The organism is Paludibaculum fermentans, from assembly GCF_051172195.1.
GTDB lineage: Bacteria > Acidobacteriota > Terriglobia > Bryobacterales > Bryobacteraceae > Paludibaculum > Paludibaculum fermentans_A.
The window spans coordinates 1265178-1285047 of sequence record NZ_JBPJAQ010000002.1 but is presented as its reverse complement, the minus strand read 5'-3'; the positions used below and the strand labels follow the sequence as shown (position 1 = coordinate 1285047).

Here is a 19870-nt window from a genome sequence, read left to right as displayed (position 1 = left end):
GGGGACTCCCATACGGTCACGGCTCCATGTGCGGCGGCTCGGATGGTGGTCGGGGATGTGAACGCGGGGGCCCGCTGCTCAGAGGAAGGTGCTGCTGGTTCGAGCCTACAGCATGCCTCTTCTGGGCTGATTTTGTGAGGCTCCGCGATAAGGACCGGACCAGTGTCGGATTCCGTCCGACGCCGTGCAGCGTTTCGAGGTCATGCCGATCCCGTTTCCGAACTGAAGCCGATCCTCTCAGGCTGGGGGCGGAGCGGCTCAGGCTAGTGGCTGCCGGCCGCCTGGAGTTTTCCCGACGCTGCCTGTAGGGCCGCTATGGCTTTCGGCATGGTCTGGCCGATGGCCGCGCATTCCGAAGTCAGTTCGTCCAACAGGGGTTTCTTTGAGGGGAGCTGCCGGGCTTGTTCCCAGATCGCCTCGGGCTTGGCGGTGCTGAGCTTTACCGAAGGAATGGCGTGGCCGGTGGCCGTGACCAGCCAGTAGAGCTGGTCGGCGCAGTACACGGCGTGGTCGAGGCGGCTGGCGCGGGCGACTCCGGCGCGGTCGTCGTGGGCATTGACGGCATGAATTACCGGTTCAGGGAATTGCAGGCCGCGCAGAATCCCGGCGCCCAGAATGCCATGACGGGCGAGGTCGTTCGCCGTCTCGGCAATGTCGATGTCGTGGAGGAGGCCGGCCAGGGCCCAGTGATCCAAATTGTCGGTGCCTGGCGTTGCCAACTCGCGCATGATCGCTTCCACGGCCAGGGAATGACGCTGGTATTTCTCCTGAGGAAGGCGGGACTGGAGCTCCTTCCAGGCTCGGGCCCGATCGGAGGGCGGGCGTGACGGCTGGGCCGCTGCGGCGGCATCCAGTTCAGCCTCAGTGGGGTAGGTGTCGAAACGACGGTCGATGGTCTTGCCCCGCAGGTGTTTGTCGAAGAAGTCCAGCATGGCGGTCCAATCCTCGGCGGTGAAGGCGTGCCCGTGGTTCGCGTAGTGGACGCCCAGGCGGTCTTCCGCGTTGAAGAGGGCGTAGGCGGGGCGGGCGGCGAGGATCGATTGGCGGACGGCTTCCGGAAGGGAGATGGTGTCTGTGATGCCTTCGAGCGCGAGGAACGGACGAGGGGCGGCCAGGGCCAGGAACCAGTGCTCGTCGAAAGGGAGTTTTTCGCGCTGGCCCCAAAACTCGTGGAGGTGTGGCGAGAACCAGTTGGGGTATTTCTTCTGCATCACGTCGAGCGTTTCGCTGCGGCGGGGGCCGGCGAAGCGATAGGCTCCGACACCGCCGCCACCGGTGACGACGGGGGCGCCCATCAGGCGATCGTCGAACGCGGCAGCGACCATGGCGGATTTCCCGTTGCGTGAGGCTCCGGTGACGATGAGTTTCGTCTTATCGATGGAGCGATCGGTCTCGAGATAGTCGGCGACGCGGGATGCGCCCCAGGCCCAGCCGGCGAGGATGCCCCAATCGTAGCCGGGGTAGGCGGGATAGAAGCGGGTGGTGCGGAAGGCCCAACTGCCGTCGGACTCGCGCAGGGTGGTGTCTTCGGCGCAGTCATTGGGATTGAAGAGGACGAGGGCATAACCGCGGCGGAAGAGGTCGGCGCGCTGGGCGGCGAGGGCTTCGGCGGTGGGCGGAGGAGCGGAGGCGCGCGGCGCGGGCGGAGTGCCGGCCGCGGGTCCGACCAGAAGGAGGACGTTCTCGCCTTTGCCTTGATTGGGGCCTTGGGGGAGACGGGGCAGAACGGGGGCGCCTGGCGGCGTACCGCCTTGCAGGATGATGGCGGGGAACGGGCCGCCGGCGGCGGGGGCAAAGATGCCGATGTTCAACTCAAGCTTCGCGTTGGGGCCGAAGGTGAGGCGCACAAGGCGGTAATTCACCGTACCCTCCAGGAGGGTCTCGGACTTGAGGACCTGGCCTTTGACGTTGCCGGGCGGAGGGGGCATCTGGCCTACGGCATAGTAGGCGAGGATGCGCCGCATCTCTTCGCGGCGACGCTGCCATTGACGCTGGTTTGTGACCTTCACGCCGGCATTGGTCAAGAGCACAGGGGGCATGTCTGTTCGGACGGGGAGTTCCGCAACCCCGGGCAGTTTCGCAATTGGGGCGTTTATCGCTGGAATGGCTATTTCGCGCGGGTCTGGTCCGTTTGGCGGTGAAGCCTGCTGGCCGATGGCGGCGGGCAGGAGGAGTGCCAGGGAGAGCACGGCACCGCTGTAGAGGAGAAGTTGCGACCGTGTCTGCATGTGCATATTCGAGTGCCTGCCTTGAGTATGTGGGCTGTCCACCCTGCTCGTCGCTCCCCGGCGATTGTATCTCACTGGCCGTGGCGGCACTGTGCGTTGGAAGCCCGCGGCGGCCTGGCCGCATTGTGTGGAGCTGATCGCGATAGAGTAATCGGAAAGGAGGGTCCTGATTCATGGCTGTAACCATTAGTGCGTCCGTGGGACGAGCCTGTACGAACCATCCCGCGGATGTCAAAAAGATACAGACGGCGCTCAATGCGTTTCCGCAGCATTGGGGCGGACCGCACCCGAAACTTACGCCGGACGGCGACTGCAAGGCCCTGACCATCGGAGCGATCGAGAATCTTCAACGCTGGCAATTTGGATGGAAAGACGGACAGGTGGGCTCGAGTGGCGTGACCCTGCAAAGAATCAACGACATGCTGGTGTCTCCGGAGAGGCCGGGTTCGCCGGAGCACTACAGGATCAAGTGGGAGATGAGCTTCCCATTTGTGAGCCAAGTGAAGGCGATGGGGTGTTGGGCGGCGACGGCGGCGATGATGATGTCGGTCCGGGATAAGAAGACGTACTCGTTGGAAGACGTGCTGACGAAGGCGGACAACGGCCCGGCCGGCACTTACCATTTGGCCTTCCAACTGGATGCCGGGCTGCGGTGGGAACTGCACGACAAGTTCGTCAAAACGTTGGGGCTGAAGCGGGAGGGACTGAAGAGCTTCCCGATTTCCACCTTTGCGAACTGGCTGCGGGCCGATCCCGTGGGGCTGACGTTGAACTTCAAGAACCGGGCGCATATTGTGTGCCTGAACGGAATTGTGGGCGATGGAACGCAGTACGGCACATACGGTTTCGGCTACGACCCTATGGGCAGCGACTTCGTGTACTCCTGGCGAACGTTGCGCGGGCAGTTTGAGATGGTCGATTACAAAACCCTTTGGCGCTGCTGAAGAGGGCTGGTGAAGAGGGGCAGGCGGCCTCCCTGCCCCATGAGTACGCATGGGCGGAAAGATCCTAGGGCACAAAGGGTTCAGCGAGGCGGCCGAGAGTCGTGCGGCCATGCCGGGCGGCGAGGCGGAGCAGGCGCTGGAAGACAAGAGCGGTCATGAAGGCGTCGCCGGCGGCGGTGTGGCGATCGTGCGGGGTGATGTCGAAGAGGGCGCAGAGCCCGTCCAGGGAGAACTGCCGGATGGCCTCGCGGCCGGCGAAGGCCCCGTCGCGTTCGAGGTGGAGGGTGAGGTCCATTGTGTCGAGGCTCAGATTCTGCATCCGAAAGCCGAACTGGCGTTCGTAACCGGCATTGAAGGTCTCGACGTCGTGGCCGATGTGGTGGCCGACGATGACGCCGTCGCCCAGGTAGGCGAGGAACTGTTGGAGTGCGTCTGGTTCTTCCAGGCCGGCAAGACTTTCTTCGCGGGTGACGCCATGGACGGTGACGGCGCTGGAGTTGTACGCCACCTTGACCATGGCTTCGAAGGAGTCGTCGAGGAGGATCTCGTGGTTGACGACGGCGACGGCGCCGATGGTGACGATGCGGTCTTTGCGCGGGTCAAGTCCGGTGGTCTCGGAGTCGAGCACGACGAACCGGACCTGCTCGTTCGGTGTTTCGAGGGGCCAGGTCAAACGGCCTCCAGCCATTCCCAGGATGCCGCGAATTCGAGGAGACGGTGGATGGAGCGGAAGCCGCTCTTGATCACCTGGCGGTCGTGGCGGCTGAGCAGGGGCAGGGGCAATTCGGCGCCGTTGGAGCGTAGGCGGAGGCCGGCGCGGGCCTGGTGGAAGAGCATGACGCTCATGGTATCGGCGGCTTCGCGGAAGAGGTCCGACTGGGCCGGCAGCAGGCGTCCGGCGGCTTCGAAGCGGGCCGTCGTGGAGGCTCCCAGGGGGATGCCGGCGGCGAGGCTAAAGACGCGGGCCACATCGGCAAGGGGCTGTACGGCATTGCTTTCCAGGCGGAACGTGTCGGTGAGTTCGCCGGACTCCTCGACGACGACATCGCGGAAGAACGTCAGGGGTGGGAGATTGGCGAGGCAGTCGTTGGCGAGCAGTTGGAGGAAGCCGGGCTCGGCGGCGAGCTCGCGGCGGATATGGGCTTCCAGTTCACCGAACGGCTGGCCGGGGCCGTGGAAGAGGCGCAGATCGAAGAGGGGGCGAGCGCGGTACATCTGCGTGCGGATGGGATCGCGAATCCAGCCGGAGAAACGGGACTTCCATTCGTCGAGGCTGTCGAGGGCCAGAGTGTCTGGCGAGTGGTAGCCGCAATCGGCGAGGGCAAGGGATGCAGCAGGGGTACCGGCTCCGATGATGGCGATGGACGGGGCGGCGGCGGTGAGGAGTTCCTGGCGTCCGGCTGAGCCGCAGAAGCACCAGGAGAGACGGGACGAATCGAGGCCTTGGAGATCGAGAAGACGGCGGATGATGCCACGGTTGACGAAGTCAGAGAACGAGGCGAGCCAGCCGGCCGCGGAGGGTGCGGAGAGGTTGTCGAGGATCCAGGAGCGCGCGCGTTCGTTGAGGATGCGCAGGGATTCGACGGTGGGGGCCGAGACGATTTCGCGCAGGATGGCGACGGGGTGATCGCCGAAGGCCTGCGTGAGGCTGGGGATGGTGATGATGCGTTCCAGGGTGCTGCCGGGCGAGCCGTCATTGGTGAGGGCGGCGGCGTGTGTGCCGGACTGGGCCATGGCGAGGACGCAGTCGCTGACGAGGGTGTTGGGGGCGACGGTGATGGGATCGGCGTTGGCGATGTTGGAGGCGGGCTGGCGCGGGTTGGAGGCTCCGGCGGCGACCCAGCGGAGGAGGTCAGCGGAGGTGAGGATGGCGGAGAAGGCCCCGTCTTCGGTGAGGGCAATGGCCTGGGCACCGGAGTCGTGGAGGAGGCGGGCGGCGTCCTGGATGGGGGTGGAGCCGGAGCAGTGCAATGGGGCGCGGTCGCGCAGCAGGTCAGACAGGAAGGTCTGGTGGGGATAGGAACGTTCACCAGGAGGTTCGTAGTCGGCGGTGACGGCGGAGTAGGCGATGACAAACTTCTTTGCGCGGGGATGGCGCTGAAGCAGGGGTTCGAAGTCAGCGGCGTGGAGGGCGTAGAGGACTACGTCGCTGGCGGCTTTGGCGGAGACGAGGCTGGTGGGGATTCCGTTGAAGCGTTCGAGGCCGATGCTGTCGCCGGCACCGCGGATGTCGCGCAGGACGGGTGGGTTGACGGATTCGTCCCAGAGGGAGACGGAGCCCTGCTGGATGACGAAGAAGAAAGGGGTATGGGCGGCGGATTGCCAGCAGATGTACTCGTCGGATTCGTGAAACTTCACGCGGCCGCGCGCGGCGAGGGCGACGAGGTCGGGAACTTCCATGAATTCGAAGGGCGGGTGCTGTTTGAGGAAGTCGGCGACACGATAGGCGATGGCGGCGGTGTTCATGCTGAAACTACGATTGCGTCCCCTTTTACTGCGGCAGCGGCGAAGCTGTGAGGCCTGGGACGAAACGGGGTCCAGCGGTTCATAGGATTCTAGCATTGAAACGGTTTTGTCATGGCTGCGAGGCGAGAGGCGGAGGAGGATGCGTGTCGCGAAGGTCAGTCCGTCTCCGCCAGGAAGGGTTAACATACTACTCGATGAAGATCCTGCCGCTATTCCTCTGTCCGCTGTTCGCTGTCTTACCGTGTGCCGCGCAGACTCCCAGCCTGGAAGAGGCAATGGGCCGGCCGATTCTGGCCGCCAACCAGCCGTTGGTGGAAGTCCAGGTGTATACGGCCTCCCGTGTGAAATCGATGCCCCTGGTGAGCAGTGCGCAGCAGTGGACTCAGGCGAAAGAGGAGCTGCGGCAGCGGGTGCTGAAGGAAGTGGTGCTGCGCGGCGAGGGGCGGAAGTGGGCGGACGCGAAGACGCGGGTGGAATGGTTGGATGTGCTGCCCGGGCGTGGCTACCGGATCAAGCGCCTGCGGTATGAGGTGATCCCTGGTTTATGGATTCCGGCGCTGCTGTACGAACCGGAGAAGCTCAGCGGAAAAGTGCCGGTGATCCTGAATACGAACGGGCATGAAGGCGCCGGAGTAGCGAACGACTACATCCAGATCCGTTGTATCAACCAAGCCAAGAAGGGGGCGCTGGCGCTGAACTTCGAGTGGCTGGGCATGGGGCAATTGAAGGCGGACGGCTTCAGCCACACGCGGACCAATCAATTGGACCTGCTGGGTACGAGTGGCGTCGCCCTGCACTATCTTTCCCAGAAGCGCGGGCTGGACATCCTGCTGGGGCATCCGAACGCCGATCCCTCGCGGGTGGCGGTAACGGGGCTATCGGGCGGAGGCTGGCAGACCATCCTGATCAGTTCGCTGGATCCGCGGGTGACGATTGCGGTTCCGGTGGCCGGCTATTCGAGTTTCGTGACGCGCGCCCAGTTTCCGGACCAGGACCTGGGCGACAGTGAACAGACGCCGGTGGACCTGGCGAGTATCGCGGATTACACGACGTTGACGGCGATGCGGGCTCCGAAGCCCACGATGATCAGCAACAACGCGTATGACAACTGTTGTTTCCGGGGTGATTATGCGAACGCTCCGCTGATCTGGGCGGCCCGGCCGTACTACGAACTTTACCGTGCTGGGGAAAAGCTGAGCGCGCATATCAACTTCGATGCGGGCCACAACTACGGGCAGGAGAATCGAGAGGCGTTCTATCGTTTCGTGCGCGACAACTTCTATGGTGGGCACGAGGCTGCATTTTCCGAGAAGGAGATTCCGTCAGAGGGCGACGTCCGGACACCGGAAGAATTACGGATGGAATTACCCGCGGACAACCTGGATATCCACAAGCTCGCGCTGAGACTGAGCGAGGGGCTGCCGCGAAAGGCGGGCGGGCCAGGCCTGGCGGAGGTAGTCAAAGCGCATACGTACCGGGTGAGTGCGACCGAGGCGGGGCCGGGCCAGGAGGTGGAGGGGATCCGGCTGCGGTACTGGCGGCTGCGGCTGGACAATGACTGGACGCTGCCCGTCATTGAGATGGGCGACTCCGCGAATCCGAAGGTCACCCTGCTGATCGGCGACCAGGGGCGCGGGGCACTGGCCGGTGAGGCGCGCAGGCTGGTGAAGCAGGAAGGCCGGCGGGTGATTGCGGTGGATCCGTTCTACTCTGGTGAGTCGAAGATTGCGAAACGAGACTGGCTGTTCGCGCTGCTGGTATCGTCGGTGGGCGACCGGCCCCTGGGTATCCAGGCAAGCCAGATTGCGGCCGTGGCGCGCTGGGCGAAGGCGGCCGTGACGGTGGAGTCATTCGGGCCGCGTACCAGCCTGATCGCCGCGGTGGCCGCCGTATTGGAACCGAAGGCGATCCCGGCCACGAAGCTGCATGGGGCGCTGTCGTCGTTGCATGATGTCCTGCGCAGCGACATGACGGTGGACAAATTCCCGGAGTTCTTCACTTTCGGACTGCTCGCCGCGTGGGACCTGCCAGGGGCGAATCAGTGGCAGTCGCTGTTCGATGGCAAGACCAGCGCGGGTTGGCGCACGCTGGCGAGGCCGCAGTTCCCCACCAACGGGGGATGGAGCGTGGAGGAAGGGTCGATCCGATCGCTGGCGAAAGGGAAGCGAGCGGACATTTCCACGGAGCGCAGTTTTCGCAACTTCGAGCTGATGTTCGACTGGAAGCTGGCGAAGGGCACCAATAGCGGGGTGAAATACCTGGTGTTTGGCATGCGCCCGAATCCGGAGGTAGGGCGCATCGATCCTGAGGTACCCAAGGCACTGGGGCTGGAATTGCAGTTGATCGATGACGAACGCGTGGCCGATGCGAAGGTGGAGCCGAGCCATGGAACCGGCGCTTTGTACCTATTCGCGGCGCCAACGGCGAAACTGCCGCCGCTTCAGATTGAGGAGTGGCACACGGCGCGGATTCTGGTGCAGGGGAGCCACGTGGAGCACTGGCTGGATGGGGTCAAAGTGCTCGACGTGAATCTGGAATCGGAGGCGCTGCGCAAGATGATGGCGGCCCAGGAGCGGGAGGATATCCCGAAGCTTAAGAATCTGGACGAGCTGAAGGCGGATGCGTTGAAGAAGTATCCGCTGGTGATCACTCACCATGGCGGTGATGCGTGGTATCGCAACATCCGGATTCGCGAGTTGGAGTGATGCGGCCGGGCGGGCCAGCGCTTTGAAACCGTCACAGGATGTGAAGCGCGCAACGAGCTGAAGCTGACGCCCGCATCCAATGGTGATGACCTTGCGATGGAAGGGACCCTGGGATGCAGGCGGTTCATTCACTGCTTCCGTGGGGAAGCCGACGGAAGCAGCCTCCGCCGAATACCCCTCAGCCTCCAGGCGGTCTCTCAACCCGTCGCGCACGTTCGTAGAAGCCAAGGGCCGCCGAGTTCGCCATTTTGGAAGCTCCTCCATCCTGTTGAGGCACGGGGGCAATGAGCCGGATCGAGTCGATCCGCCGACTCCGCCCGCTGCCATCCGCCACTGACCCTTCCGCCAGGTCAAATCGATTCATTGGGTTGTCGATGGCTCAAGGATTGCAGTTGTCGCCATGAACAGAGGGCTCAACCTGGCGTCTGTCAGAGACTGTTCAGGCGAAGCGCGAGGCTCACAGGGGGAGAGATAAGGAGAGTAAGACGATGAAGGAATCCGACAGCCTCAGTTACGGCAAGCTGCCGCTTCGAGAAGGCGCAGGCCAGATGCCCGCATTGGGGTTTGGCACGCTGCTTCGCGATCTCACGGAGACGAGAACCGCAACCGCGACGGCCATAGGAGCCGGGTTCCGGCACTTCGATTGTTCCGAAAGATACCGCAACGAGGAGCAGGTGGGGCAGGCGATTGGAGAAGCCATCGAGGCCGGAGATGTCCACCGCAACGACTTGTTTATCACGACGAAACTGTGGAACAACAATCACCGGCCGGAGCGGGTTCAGCCGGCGTTTGAAGCCAGCCTCGAGAGATTGAATTTGGACTACCTCGATCTCTACCTGATCCATACTCCTTATGCCTTCCAGCCGGGAGAGAACCAGGATCCCAGGGATGCAAACGACAACGTGATCTATGACAAGGGCACCACTCTGATCGACACGTGGCTGGCGCTGGAGAAGCTTGTGGACCTGGGCAGATGCAGAGCGATCGGCCTGTCCGACGTCAATGTTGACCAATTGCGCGAGATCTTTGTGCAGGCGAGGATCAAGCCGGCCGCGGTCCAGGTGGAGGCGCATCCCCATCTGCCGCAAACCGAGCTCGTGGAATTCTGCCAGAGCAGCGGAGTGGTGATGGTCGCCTTTGCGCCGTTGGGGCATGGAATCAAGCCGGGGGTTCTGGAAGAGCCCGCCATCCTGGCCATTGCTCAAAGAGTGAACAGGACGCCCGCCCAGGTCCTGCTCGCGTGGGCGGTGCAGCGGGGGACTGCCATTCTGACGACACCGAGGACTGCTGAGCGCGCCCGTGAGAACTTCGGCGTATCCATCCTACCCATGGATGCGATGGAAGAGATCGATGCCATCCAGACGCGCCAGAGGTTCAACCTGGTGACGGGGACCGGCATACCCGGGTTCATCGACAAAGGCAAATAACAGGCAAGGCCGACGGGATCGAGTTGAATCGGGGTTGCGGGGCAGTTGGGCCGCCCGCAAAGAGAGCGTGACCGCTCGTATTCAGGGGGTAATGGCGGGGGACCGCACCTGGTAGGAGCGAGGGGAGGAATGGAAGGTGCATCCAATCTTCCGGCGCTGCCAAGTCCTCCAGCGCTGCCAAGGGTCGCTGTCCGTGGCGCGGCTACGTGGCTCGTGCGAGCGTAACGGCGTACCACTCGCGCCGATCGGTCCAGACTTCCTGGAAGCAGAAGCCGCTGTCTTCGAGGAGTGTGTAAATTCGTGCGTGCGTGAACTTGTAACTGTTCTCGGTATGGATGGTTTCCGATGCCTCGAAGTGAATGCCAAGCTGCGCCCCGGCGATAAACACGTGCTGATCGCGCGTGCTCTCCAGGTGCATCTCGATGCGGGACTCCGCACAATTCCAACGGGCGAGATGGCGGAAGCAGGTGGTGTCGAAGTTCGCGAAGAGCTCGCGATTGAGGCGATGCAGGAGGTTCAAATTGAACGCCGCGGTGACGCCTTGCCTGTCGTCATAGGCTCTCAGCAGGGTCGCCTCGTCCTTCACGAGATCGGTACCCAGCAACAGCGCATCACCGGCCCTGAGTTGAGAACGCAGATTGCGCAGAATCGTCCTGGCCTCCTCCGGGGAGAAGTTGCCAATGCTTGAACCTATGTAGATTGCGAACGTAGTTCCATTGAAACTTCCTAGCCTCGGCGGGTGGGTTACGTAATTGGCCACGAGCGGCTGCAGTTGTACATGCGGCAACAGGCAAGCAATGCTGTCGCACGCCGCATCGAGCGCATCCGGCGAGACATCCACCGGAATATACACGACGCGCTTTCGCAGGCGCGACAGGGCGTCGAGCAGGATACCGGTCTTGGCGGCCGTGCCCGCGCCCAACTCCAGCAGGCGGACGGGCGCAGGATTGCGTGAGCAGACCGCAGCGACAATCTCGTTGGCAGACTCTGCGAAGATCTCCCGTTCCGTGCGCGTCGGGTAGTATTCGGGCAGGGCTGTGATGCGCTCGAAGAGACGGGAGCCCTCGGCATCGTAGAGCATCCATGGAACAAGGGATCGGGGCCGCTTCAGCAGGCCGCGCTGAACTTCATGGATCAGCGCCGCGCGAGCGCCCAGGAAGGAGTGATTTTCCGCTCCGAATGAATTGGAGTAGGATGCAATATTCATGCGTAGGTACCTTTGATTTGCTAAACGTATTCCGGTGAACTGCCACCGCGTCGACGACTGAAAGAAATTGCGGTAAATCACGCGTAGATGGCTGGCGGGCGTGGGTACCTGGCATGAATGTGAGAGATCCCGCAGGTTTCTCTGACCCGGCTCAAGCGGATTGCAGTGTTTCGTGCATGCACGATCTGGCAGGATGCATTTCCCGAACCAATGCCCCGCAGTGCTTGGAGTCGTGCACGCTACTGAAAAATCGGTACTTGTTGCTAATGAATGGGTTCCCGTGTCGGGCCGGCAGTTCGGAAGGGCGTTGGGCTGACACCGACCTTCGACAATTGACAGGGAGGCACGCATTGGCGCACGCGTGGACCGGAAGACCGAGGTCCGTTGCACACGCGCCGAAGGTTCCCGGAAATCAGCTGATACGTCGATGGGTGAACTCGATTTGTTACAATTTCCAGTACTCGCCGCGTGACGCGATTCTGCTCCCCTGCTTGATTCTGATGCCCCTTCTCTGCCTTCATCTACTCCCGGCCGTTCACGCCTATGAGGTAGAGGGCAGATGATCGCTGACCGGTACGAAATCCTGGCGACGCTCGGCCGCGGAGGCATGGGTGAGGTATATCTCGCGCGCGACCATCGTCTCGATACCGAAGTTGCCTTGAAACGCGTGCCGCTGGAACTGGCGATCGAGCCGAAGATCCGGGAAGCGCTGGTGAGCGAGGCCAGAATTCTTGCCCGTCTTTCGGATAACCACATTGTCCGACTGTTCGACCTGGCCGACACGGCGGATGGCCTGTTTCTGGTGTTGGAGTACGTGTGTGGGCCGAGCCTGGACAAAGTGCTGAGCCGGCGCGGGACACTCTCGCCGGAAGAATTGCAGCATGTGGTGGATCACGTGGCCGAGGGGTTGAAGCGCGCGCACTCGATGGGTGTCATTCATCGTGACTTGAAGCCATCGAACCTGCTTGTTCAACTCAGCGGGGACGAGCGCCGCCGGTATTTGCGGGACGGAGAACTGCCGCCCACACTGTTGAACGCCGACATCAAAGTGACGGATTTCGGGCTTGCGAAGGCCGTGCAGCAGTCGCGCATTGAAATGTCGCAGAGTATCTCGGGCACGCCCGCCTACATGGCTCCGGAGCAATTTCGAGGCGAGATGCCGAGCGCGGAGACTGACATCTACGCGCTCGGCTTCGTCGCCTATGCGTGTCTTGCGGGCGGAGTTCCCATCGGCAAGGCCCAGCCGGTGTACTTCCATATGCAGGTGACGCCGCCGCCGATCGCGTCCGCCCCGGCGCATATGAATGCCGCGATTCAAAAAGCGATCCGGAAAGAGCGCGCGGACCGTTTTCACAATGTCACTGATTTCGCCCTGGCCTTGCGGCAGGAGCCGCCGGCCGCTCCCATAGCCGCGGCTCCGATTCCAGCGGCGGGTGTGCCTGGGCCGGCGCCAAAGCCTGTAGAGGACGAAACGAAATCGATCTCCTGGCCGGGATGGCGCTTCCGAACGAAAGATCAGAAGCGCGCGCTACCGTCCGGCATCGCAGTGGCGCTGCTGGGACTTCTGGCGGTCATCCCCTTCCTGATGCGGGGCCCAGCCAAGAGTCCCGCTGCTCCGCCGGCAGCCGTTGCGGAGGCGCCCGAGGCATCGCAGGAGCTCTCGCCGATCGCTCCACTGAATCCGGCTCAACGAATCGACGATCTTCCGCCGGTGATCGAGGGAGCGCAGAAGCGCAGCGATGCCAACCCGTTACCGCGAGGAATCGCGAAGCCAGAAATACTGGCGCGGTTTCGCGTGACGGGCGCACGGATCATGACGTTCGGGCCGGATGGCACGCTCTACGTAACCAGCAATGGATCGGATATCGGCGCGATTCGCGACGGCCGGGTTCTCTGGCAGTACAGACTGGCTGGAGATAGCGCCGGGTTGTCGATCGCGGCGAACGGCCTGCTCTGGATTCGTTCCTACGCCGGAGTAGAGAAGCTCTACTGTTTCAACTCGGCGGGACAAGGCGGAGAGATTACCGATCCCGCGGTGGTCGCCAAGCGGACGCTGGAACTGAGCCGGGAGATGTCGCTGATTCCCACTGCGAGGTGTGCGGAGGCCGGAGGCGAAAATCGTGAGCCTGGCATTGAGATGCCGCTCAACCCCATAAAACTCAAGTGGCGAACGGCCCTGGACTACGGCTGCGACCATGAACCGGTAGCCGGACGAAATGGGGACCTTGCCGTGCAGACACGCTCGAACAACGAGTATCTGATCGCGAACGATGGACGGGTGCTGTGGACCTATGCGGCGCCGTGCGCGTTCTCCAGCCAGATGCTGCTCGCGAACGGCACGGCGCTGGGTCTCTGTTCCAACCCGAATGAACTGCTGGGCATTCGGGACGGACACAAGATATTCGCAATTGCAGCGGAGCACGGTGTGTCGATTCCATTCGCGGAGGACGCCGACAGTCATTTCTACCGGCTCGAGAGCTCAGAGCTGTATGACGAGAAGCGGCTGATTCGAACTGATCCCCAAGGCAAAGTGGTGTGGAACGTGGGCCTGAAGGTAAAACTCAGCATGGAAGCCGCGTTGGGGCCGGATGGGCACATCTATATTCTCAGCACCGGTCCCAGCGGGGCCATGGCGCTGCTGATTGGCGATCGGCGCCAGTGACCGCTCAGGACGCCCTCATCCCGCCGTAACCATTTGATTCTACAACCTTTGATGAATGCGTCCCGGTGGGCACGTCAGGAATTTCCTGCCGGTTTGGACCTTGACGAGCTCGGCCGGCGTCCGCTGATGCGCCCGCAGCGTTCGATTCGCAGCGCTCCTCCGGCCACGACTCGCTAGAATAGAAAGTTACCCCTCGAAGACAGCGAATCACCATGGGTCACATCCTCCAATCTCTTCCCGCCGGCGAAAAGGTCGGCATTGCCTTCTCGGGCGGCCTGGACACTTCCGCCGCCATCTATTGGATGCGTCAAAAGGGCGCGATCCCGTATTGCTATACCGCGCACCTGGGCCAGCCGGACGAAGCGGATTATGATGCCATTCCCCGCCGGGCGTTGGAGTGCGGCGCGGAGAAGGCTCACCTGATCGATTGCCGCCAGCAACTGGTCCGCGAGGGCCTGGCCGCCCTGCAATGCGGGGCCTTCCACATCACCACGGCCGGGGTCCCGTACTTCAACACCACCCCCATTGGGCGCGCGGTCACCGGCACGATGCTCGTCTCGGCGATGAAGGAAGACGACGTAAACATCTGGGGCGACGGTTCCACCTACAAGGGCAACGACATCGAGCGGTTCTACCGCTATGGGCTGATGGTCAATCCCAAGCTCCGCATCTACAAGCCCTGGCTCGACCAGACGTTTATTGATGAACTGGGCGGCCGTAAAGAAATGTCGGAACTGTTGGAGAAGGCCGGCCTGGGCTACAAGATGAGCAAGGAGAAGGCGTATTCGACCGACTCCAACATCTGGGGCGCCACGCACGAAGCCAAGGACCTGGAGTTTCTCGCCAACGGCATCAAGATCGTTGAGCCGATCATGGGTACCGCGTTCTGGCGGTCCGATGTAGATGTTCAGCCGGAGACGGTCACCGTTGGCTTTGAAGAAGGCCTGCCGGTCACGTTGAATGGCAAGTCCTTCGCTGATCCTGTGGATATGGTGCTGGCGGCCAACGCGCTGGGCGGACGGCATGGCCTGGGCATGTCGGACCAGATTGAGAACCGCATCATTGAAGCCAAGAGCCGCGGCATCTACGAAGCGCCAGCCATGGCGTTGTTCTTCATCGCCTACGAGCGCCTGGTGACGGGCATCCACAACGAAGGAACGCTGGAGCAGTACCACACCATGGGGCGCCGCCTGGGCCGCCTGCTGTACGAAGGCCGTTGGTTCGATCCACAGGCCCTGATGATCCGCGAGACCCTGCAGCGCTGGGTGGCCAAGGCGATCAGCGGCGAGGTCACGCTGGAACTGCGCCGGGGCAACGACTACTCGATCCTCGACACGAAGAGCCCGAACCTGACCTACAAGCCCGAGCGCCTGACGATGGAAAAGCACGAGGGCGCCTTCTCACCGCTCGACCGCATTGGCCAGTTGACCATGCGCAATCTGGACATCACCGATTCGCGCGACAAACTGTTCGTGTACGCACATGCCGGGCTGATTGCCCCGCAGACGTTCGAAGGCATGCGACTGCTGGACGGCGAGAAGGAAGACTAAGGTCTATCCGGATTAGGAAGGCGCGGCGCGGCCGCCGCCGGTTGTTCGAGGAAGGTGCTCCGATTGGATCGAAACTGCTTGTGAAGACGCCGCCTTCACGAGCCGGCCAGGCCCGCCCTGCGCCACGCAGACGGGGTGATGCCTGGAGAAAACCGGAGCACTGGAGAGTCTTGCCCTCCGATGTTCAGCGTGGCAGTTCTTCCCTGGCCCGACCTAGGCGTTGAGGCGCTGCCGTCTGCGCCGGCCCAGGAACCAGCCTGCCAACCCTCCAATCACAAGGCCTGCGCCGCCGGCATACCATAAGGCCTGCGTCAGCTCAGTGATCAATTGGTTGGTGAAGACATTGGACGACAAGTGAAGCGAGACGATTTTCCACTCGTCGCCGGACTTCGCCGCAGTCGTGCTCCATCGCGAATTCAGGCGAAACGGACCACGGATCACCGGAAAGAATTCGTCTTCCATACTGCCATCAGCTACCGCGACGTCTCCGGCCGGTCCAAGGAAACGTGCGTGATCGCCGAGTTTAGCCTGGGTCGTGTATCTGGTGATATAACGTCCCGGATCCTTGACCATCTTCCGGTAGTAGGCGCGAATTTCGTCATGGCCGCGGGAAATCTCCGCGTTCCACCACGTCACGGTACAGTCGGGGCGCATCTGGGCGACCAAGCCGTCAATATCCTGCGCATTGATGGCTTTTTCCACTTCGTTCAGAATCTTCAGAAGAGCCTGGCGGTCTTCCTGGTGCAATTCGTTTTGAGCTGTCATAGTTGGCGACCAAAGCAGTGCGGCGAGCGTCAGAGAGCGCAACAGCCTGAGGGTAGTCGACATGAGCGTGATCCATGTTACTACAGGTGCAATGGAAGCCACGGCGTGCGACGTTGAAACGGAAGATGCGAAATCAACGAGAAGTCGGTCTTCCCCGGGCTGATGTCACAGCGCGGGAGTCCAGCGCGATCTTGGCCGCTGGCTAATTCCGTGCCTTGGCGAGGGAGCGCAAGCGCTCTTTATCAACTTTGAGGACGATCCCCGCGTTGCGGTCGGCCACTTCGGTCACTTTGTATTCCGCTGCCGTACCCAGCACCTGTGCCACCTCAGATGCGGTCAGGCTGTAATCGTCGGCCAGCCATTGAGCCATGCCCGCCGTTGCGGAGCGAAACGCATCATCCAGGGATCCCGCGTAGCCTAGCGCCATGATGTGCGATGCAGATTCCACCCTGGGGCCTGGAAGGCGCTTGCCGGGAAGCACGTCGACTGTGAACTCGACGTCCATCGAGGTCTCGAGGGCGTCGCCTGTTAGTTCGCCATCCCCCTGGACAGCGTGGCCATCTCCCAGGTAAAGCAGCGCCCCGGGGACCTGAACTGGAAGATAGATCGTGGCGCCTTCCACGACCTCATTGAAATCCATATTGCCGCCCCAGGAGCCAGAATCATGCGTGGGCGCGGAGGTCCACCCATACATCGAGGGTGCGACTCCGATGCATCCCAGCATCGGACGCAAAGGAACCGAGTAGTTCTTGAGTCGCTCGGTCGGGGTGCTCGGAGTGGCCACGCCGCGCTGCAAATCGAGACGCCACCGAACCGCCTTGCCGTTGTCCTTAGCGATCGAGGCGAGTCCACTGTTCAAGCCGCGTTCGACGATGGCATCGGTGCTGAGCGCCCAATCGCGATTCAACCGCAGGCGCGAAAGGCGCACCACCAAGGTGTCTCCAGGAACCGCCGTCTCGATATAGAACGGCCCCGTTTGGGGATTGCCACCGAGCACATGCGTAACGCCCTTTTCGTCGATTCCGCTGGCATCCACGGTGGTCGTGTGAACACTGTCTCCCGGTGCGATCGTCAGCACGGGGGTGTTCGCCGCCGAAAACTCCCGATGGAATACCTTGGGCTGAAAATCGTGCCGTCGAGGACCACCGGCGGACCGCGACGAGACGGGCCTGGCGGTGAATGGGCGAGTTGTCGGGTACTGTGGGTCGCCGACGTCGGTAAATGTAAGCGAGCCGGCCATCGAACCCGCGGCAACCCTCGCGGTGCACCGGGTGGTGTTTCCGCGTTCGTCTTTGGCGAAGAACTCGAGTGCGCCGTTCAATAGCCCGCCTTCCAGCGGGTTACCGTCAAATTTGCCGGTCAGGGCGTCTTTCTGCTGGGCGAGTTCCAGAATGTAATGCAAAGGCGTGCCATGGAAATCAGCGGTGACTAACCACCGTCCGGACACGGTTGTCGTCTGCGCCGGTAGTGCCCCCAGCATCAGAAACAGCAAGAAAAGCAGTCTGCACATGGAATCTAAACGCCCCCTGCGAAGACTAGCACAGCGATGAAGTGCGGACGGATCACGCACTGCTGGGGAAACAGGAGCTATCGGAAGGCCTCCCGCCGGACGGGGTGAATGAGTTGGCTCCCCACCTGACAAACTGCAATTCACACGTAATCGCAAGTGACTGCAAACAAACCAGATGGCGACACGAGTTGGCCTGATTGGAGCAGATGTTCGCAAGTGCCTCCGGGGGACCATCCCCAGTCTTCGAACCGCACGCATGCCGTTCCTGCCGTTGCCTACATGCCGTAGAATGAAAGGAGGACAGCTCATGAGCACGCGCGAACTTATCGCCCAGGAACTAGGTCGGCTTTCCGAACGTGACCTCGATCGGCTCCTCGCCTTCGTTCGGAAGCTTGAGGAAGACCAGGCGGAGTCTGCTGCCCCCGCTGTAGCGGCCGAATCCGCGCTGGCCAAGGACTGGCTCTCCCCTGAGGAGGACGCAGCCTGGGCCAATTTGTAAAAGGCGACGTCGTCGTCCTCAACTTCCCCTTTTCGGACTTAAGCCAGACGAAGCGGAGACCGGCCTTGGTCCTGGCAGCGCTGCAAGGTGACGACCTGATCCTCTGCCAGATCACCAGCCAAGCACGGGAAGACGGATACTCCATCCGCCTGGATGCGCCGGATTTCGTCGCTGGCGGGCTGAGCCAGAGTAGCCGTATCCGGCCGAACCGGCTCTTCACTGCGGACTCGGGGATCGTCGTCTATCGTGCCGGCCACGTCTCCGCTGAGAAGCTCAGAGAGACCAGAGACAAGCTGATATCGATCCTGGACTCGAAGTAGCCGCCCCTCTATTCATCCAGTGACAGCCATTCGATCTCGACTCTGCCGCTGGTGGGGTCGTACACCACGTGATCGACAAGTTGCCGGATCGATTGGCTGATAATGTCATCTCTGGTGCGGTTCGGTAGTTGGGCAGCGACGGCGTTCTCCAGCAGTCCCGCCGGTACTTGGTATCCGCATGGTGAGCGCCCTCCGGCCGTCGCCCGGCAGCGGTAGTAGCGGTAGACCTTGTTCCCATGGCGAGTGCTGTGAGGCGATAGCGGACGTCTGCAGGTTCCGCATTCCAGCCTCCCCTTCAACGGCCACATTGGTCCGTATCGGACACTCTTCGCATGCCGAGTTCGGCGTTTGGCCAGTGCGCTTCCGGCGGCATCGAACAACTCGTGGCTGACGATGGTGAGATGACATCCCAGCCGGAAGCTGCGACCATCCTTCAGCATTCCGACGTGCACCGGATTTCGCAGTGTAGCCAGAACCTGGCGGGCGCTCCACGGACCGCCGACTGGTGCCTTGGTTCGGCACCCGCGCGCGTTCGCCGCCTCGGCTATCTCCGATGGTTTCCGCCCCGAAGCGGCTTCTGAAAACATCCACCGGACGACCGCTGCTTCCTTTTCGTTCGGCGCCAATTGCTTCGTCCGCGCGTCGGAGTCATATCCGAACGGAACACCGCCGGCGAATCTCAATCGTCAGGCCTTCAACCGCGCCCTCGAATCCGCGATCCGCGCGGAGATCAACTCTCGTTCGAACTCAGCGAAGGATGCCATGATGTTCAACATGAAGTTGTCCTGTGCAGAGTGGCCAAGCTCCGGCGCGGTGACGATGACGAGCCCCACTTCGAGCCGCCGAAACTCGTCCAGCAACGCCACGCAGTGACGAACACTTCTCGACAGACGGTCGAGCCGGTGAATGAGGATCTGATCGACGACGCCGCGACGGACAACAGCTATCAGCCGGTTCAACCCAGGACGGTCGAGCGTCGCGCCGGAGTGGCCGTCGTCATCGAATCGCTCCGGCAGCAGCGTCCACTGGTGCCCGCGTTGCGACTGAAGATACAGGGAGCAGGCCTCGTGCTGGACTTCGCACGAAGACAAACCATCAGGCGAACTCACCGACTGGCGGGTGTAGATCGCGCACCGAACCGGCCTTCGGCGCAACCCCTGTTCAGCGGCATTGAACACTGATCCTATTCTCTGCCATCGCGATGCGGTTCGAAAGCGGTTGAGAAAGGGCGGCCTCTCCCAACAGGGCTGTCAACTTCAGCGGAGGCGTCAACGGAGAAACCGGAGAGTTCGAGCGGTTGAGGGAGGCAAACGCTCCGAACCAGCATGGTTGAGAGCGCACCCCGGTTTGCACTACTTCAAACTGGAGAAACCACGCGGAACGCAAATACCACGGAATGTTTGGGATACGGGAACGGCGGGAACCGGCAGATGGCGTCAACTACAACAGCGAGAGAAACTTAGCAAAACGGAAGTTGGCTCCCCGACATGGATTCGAACCACGATTCACGGCTCCAAAGGCCGCTGTCCTACCATTAGACGATCGGGGAGCAGGGTGGCAGTGACTACCGCCAACACTGTTAGTTTA

General features: G+C 62.2%; 15 protein-coding genes and 1 tRNA gene. 7 read left to right on the top strand and 9 right to left on the bottom strand.

Translation table 11 applies throughout. The features are described 5' to 3' along the window. Positions 1–263: 263 nt before the first annotated feature. Positions 264–2228 (bottom strand): glucuronyl esterase domain-containing protein, encoded by a 1965-nt coding sequence (locus ACR9Y2_RS31845; protein ID WP_435045916.1) that lies wholly within the window; start codon positions 2226–2228, stop codon positions 264–266. A gap of 173 nt (positions 2229–2401) precedes the next feature. On the opposite strand from ACR9Y2_RS31845, the gene ACR9Y2_RS31840 reads away from it, so the two are divergent. Further along, positions 2402–3172, top strand: coding sequence for a papain-like cysteine protease family protein (locus ACR9Y2_RS31840; protein WP_435045915.1), 771 nt, complete (start codon positions 2402–2404; stop codon positions 3170–3172). Between the two features lie 64 nt (positions 3173–3236). Here the strand turns inward: ACR9Y2_RS31840 and ACR9Y2_RS31835 are convergent, their stop codons facing one another. Both ACR9Y2_RS31835 and ACR9Y2_RS31830 read right to left on the bottom strand, forming a co-directional pair. Next, complete coding sequence (locus ACR9Y2_RS31835; RefSeq protein WP_435045914.1) at positions 3237–3845, bottom strand: 3'-5' exonuclease; 609 nt, start codon at positions 3843–3845, stop codon at positions 3237–3239. Further along, a complete protein-coding gene (locus tag ACR9Y2_RS31830) occupies positions 3842–5638 on the bottom strand; it encodes a putative nucleotidyltransferase substrate binding domain-containing protein (RefSeq protein WP_435045913.1) in 1797 nt (598 codons plus the stop codon). The genes ACR9Y2_RS31835 and ACR9Y2_RS31830 overlap by 4 nt, the downstream gene beginning before the upstream one ends. Before the next feature lie 143 nt (positions 5639–5781). Between ACR9Y2_RS31830 and ACR9Y2_RS31825 the strand changes: the two genes are divergently transcribed. Beyond that, positions 5782–8343: a family 16 glycoside hydrolase gene (locus tag ACR9Y2_RS31825; RefSeq protein ID WP_435045912.1), complete on the top strand. Its 2562-nt coding sequence runs from the start codon at positions 5782–5784 to the stop codon at positions 8341–8343. 488 nt (positions 8344–8831) lie between these two features. Further along, entirely contained in the window at positions 8832–9770 is a 939-nt protein-coding gene (locus ACR9Y2_RS31820; RefSeq protein ID WP_435045911.1) for an aldo/keto reductase, read from the top strand. Positions 9771–9972: 202 nt separating this feature from the next. On the opposite strand, the gene egtD is transcribed toward ACR9Y2_RS31820, so the two are convergent. Continuing rightward, on the bottom strand, positions 9973–10977 hold the full coding sequence (egtD, locus tag ACR9Y2_RS31815; RefSeq protein WP_435045910.1) for an L-histidine N(alpha)-methyltransferase: 1005 nt from the start codon (positions 10975–10977) through the stop codon (positions 9973–9975). A 559-nt stretch (positions 10978–11536) separates the two neighbouring features. On the opposite strand from egtD, the gene ACR9Y2_RS31810 reads away from it, so the two are divergent. Both ACR9Y2_RS31810 and argG read left to right on the top strand, forming a co-directional pair. Further along, on the top strand, positions 11537–13639 hold the full coding sequence (locus ACR9Y2_RS31810) for a serine/threonine-protein kinase (RefSeq protein WP_435045909.1): 2103 nt from the start codon (positions 11537–11539) through the stop codon (positions 13637–13639). 212 nt (positions 13640–13851) lie between these two features. Beyond that, positions 13852–15189: an argininosuccinate synthase gene (gene argG, locus ACR9Y2_RS31805; RefSeq protein WP_435045908.1), complete on the top strand. Its 1338-nt coding sequence runs from the start codon at positions 13852–13854 to the stop codon at positions 15187–15189. Positions 15190–15402: 213 nt separating this feature from the next. On the opposite strand, the gene ACR9Y2_RS31800 is transcribed toward argG, so the two are convergent. Beyond that, positions 15403–16017: a YybH family protein gene (locus tag ACR9Y2_RS31800; RefSeq protein ID WP_435045907.1), complete on the bottom strand. Its 615-nt coding sequence runs from the start codon at positions 16015–16017 to the stop codon at positions 15403–15405. A 139-nt stretch (positions 16018–16156) separates the two neighbouring features. Continuing rightward, on the bottom strand, positions 16157–17464 hold the full coding sequence (locus tag ACR9Y2_RS31795; protein ID WP_435045906.1) for an acetamidase/formamidase family protein: 1308 nt from the start codon (positions 17462–17464) through the stop codon (positions 16157–16159). 307 nt (positions 17465–17771) lie between these two features. On the opposite strand from ACR9Y2_RS31795, the gene ACR9Y2_RS31790 reads away from it, so the two are divergent. Beyond that, entirely contained in the window at positions 17772–17963 is a 192-nt protein-coding gene (locus ACR9Y2_RS31790; RefSeq protein WP_435045905.1) for a DUF2281 domain-containing protein, read from the top strand. Further along, positions 17948–18283 carry a type II toxin-antitoxin system PemK/MazF family toxin gene (locus tag ACR9Y2_RS31785; protein WP_435046348.1) on the top strand — a complete coding sequence of 112 codons (336 nt, stop codon included), beginning with the start codon at positions 17948–17950 and terminating at the stop codon, positions 18281–18283. Before ACR9Y2_RS31790 ends, ACR9Y2_RS31785 begins: the two co-directional genes overlap by 16 nt. Positions 18284–18291: 8 nt before the next feature. Here the strand turns inward: ACR9Y2_RS31785 and ACR9Y2_RS31780 are convergent, their stop codons facing one another. The 3 genes from ACR9Y2_RS31780 to ACR9Y2_RS31770 form a co-directional block, all read right to left on the bottom strand. Next, on the bottom strand, positions 18292–18909 hold the full coding sequence (locus ACR9Y2_RS31780) for a recombinase family protein (RefSeq protein ID WP_435046347.1): 618 nt from the start codon (positions 18907–18909) through the stop codon (positions 18292–18294). Positions 18910–18969: 60 nt separating this feature from the next. Beyond that, positions 18970–19461, bottom strand: coding sequence for a recombinase family protein (locus ACR9Y2_RS31775; protein WP_435045904.1), 492 nt, complete (start codon positions 19459–19461; stop codon positions 18970–18972). A gap of 297 nt (positions 19462–19758) precedes the next feature. Further along, positions 19759–19832 (bottom strand) — tRNA-Gln (locus ACR9Y2_RS31770). Between the last annotated feature and the right edge of the window lie 38 nt (positions 19833–19870).

Excerpts from the sequence above, each read along its gene's own strand:
- ACR9Y2_RS31845 (WP_435045916.1), bottom strand. The coding sequence starts at position 2,228 with ATGCAGACACGGTCGCAACTTCTCCTCTACAGCGGTGCCGTGCTCTCC.
- ACR9Y2_RS31840 (WP_435045915.1), top strand. The coding sequence starts at position 2,402 with ATGGCTGTAACCATTAGTGCGTCCGTGGGACGAGCCTGTACGAACCAT.
- ACR9Y2_RS31830 (WP_435045913.1), bottom strand. The coding sequence starts at position 5,638 with ATGAACACCGCCGCCATCGCCTATCGTGTCGCCGACTTCCTCAAACAG.
- ACR9Y2_RS31820 (WP_435045911.1), top strand. The coding sequence starts at position 8,832 with ATGAAGGAATCCGACAGCCTCAGTTACGGCAAGCTGCCGCTTCGAGAA.
- egtD (WP_435045910.1), bottom strand. The coding sequence starts at position 10,977 with ATGAATATTGCATCCTACTCCAATTCATTCGGAGCGGAAAATCACTCC.
- ACR9Y2_RS31810 (WP_435045909.1), top strand. The coding sequence starts at position 11,537 with ATGATCGCTGACCGGTACGAAATCCTGGCGACGCTCGGCCGCGGAGGC.
- argG (WP_435045908.1), top strand. The coding sequence starts at position 13,852 with ATGGGTCACATCCTCCAATCTCTTCCCGCCGGCGAAAAGGTCGGCATT.
- ACR9Y2_RS31800 (WP_435045907.1), bottom strand. The coding sequence starts at position 16,017 with ATGTCGACTACCCTCAGGCTGTTGCGCTCTCTGACGCTCGCCGCACTG.
- ACR9Y2_RS31795 (WP_435045906.1), bottom strand. The coding sequence starts at position 17,464 with ATGTGCAGACTGCTTTTCTTGCTGTTTCTGATGCTGGGGGCACTACCG.
- ACR9Y2_RS31790 (WP_435045905.1), top strand. The coding sequence starts at position 17,772 with ATGAGCACGCGCGAACTTATCGCCCAGGAACTAGGTCGGCTTTCCGAA.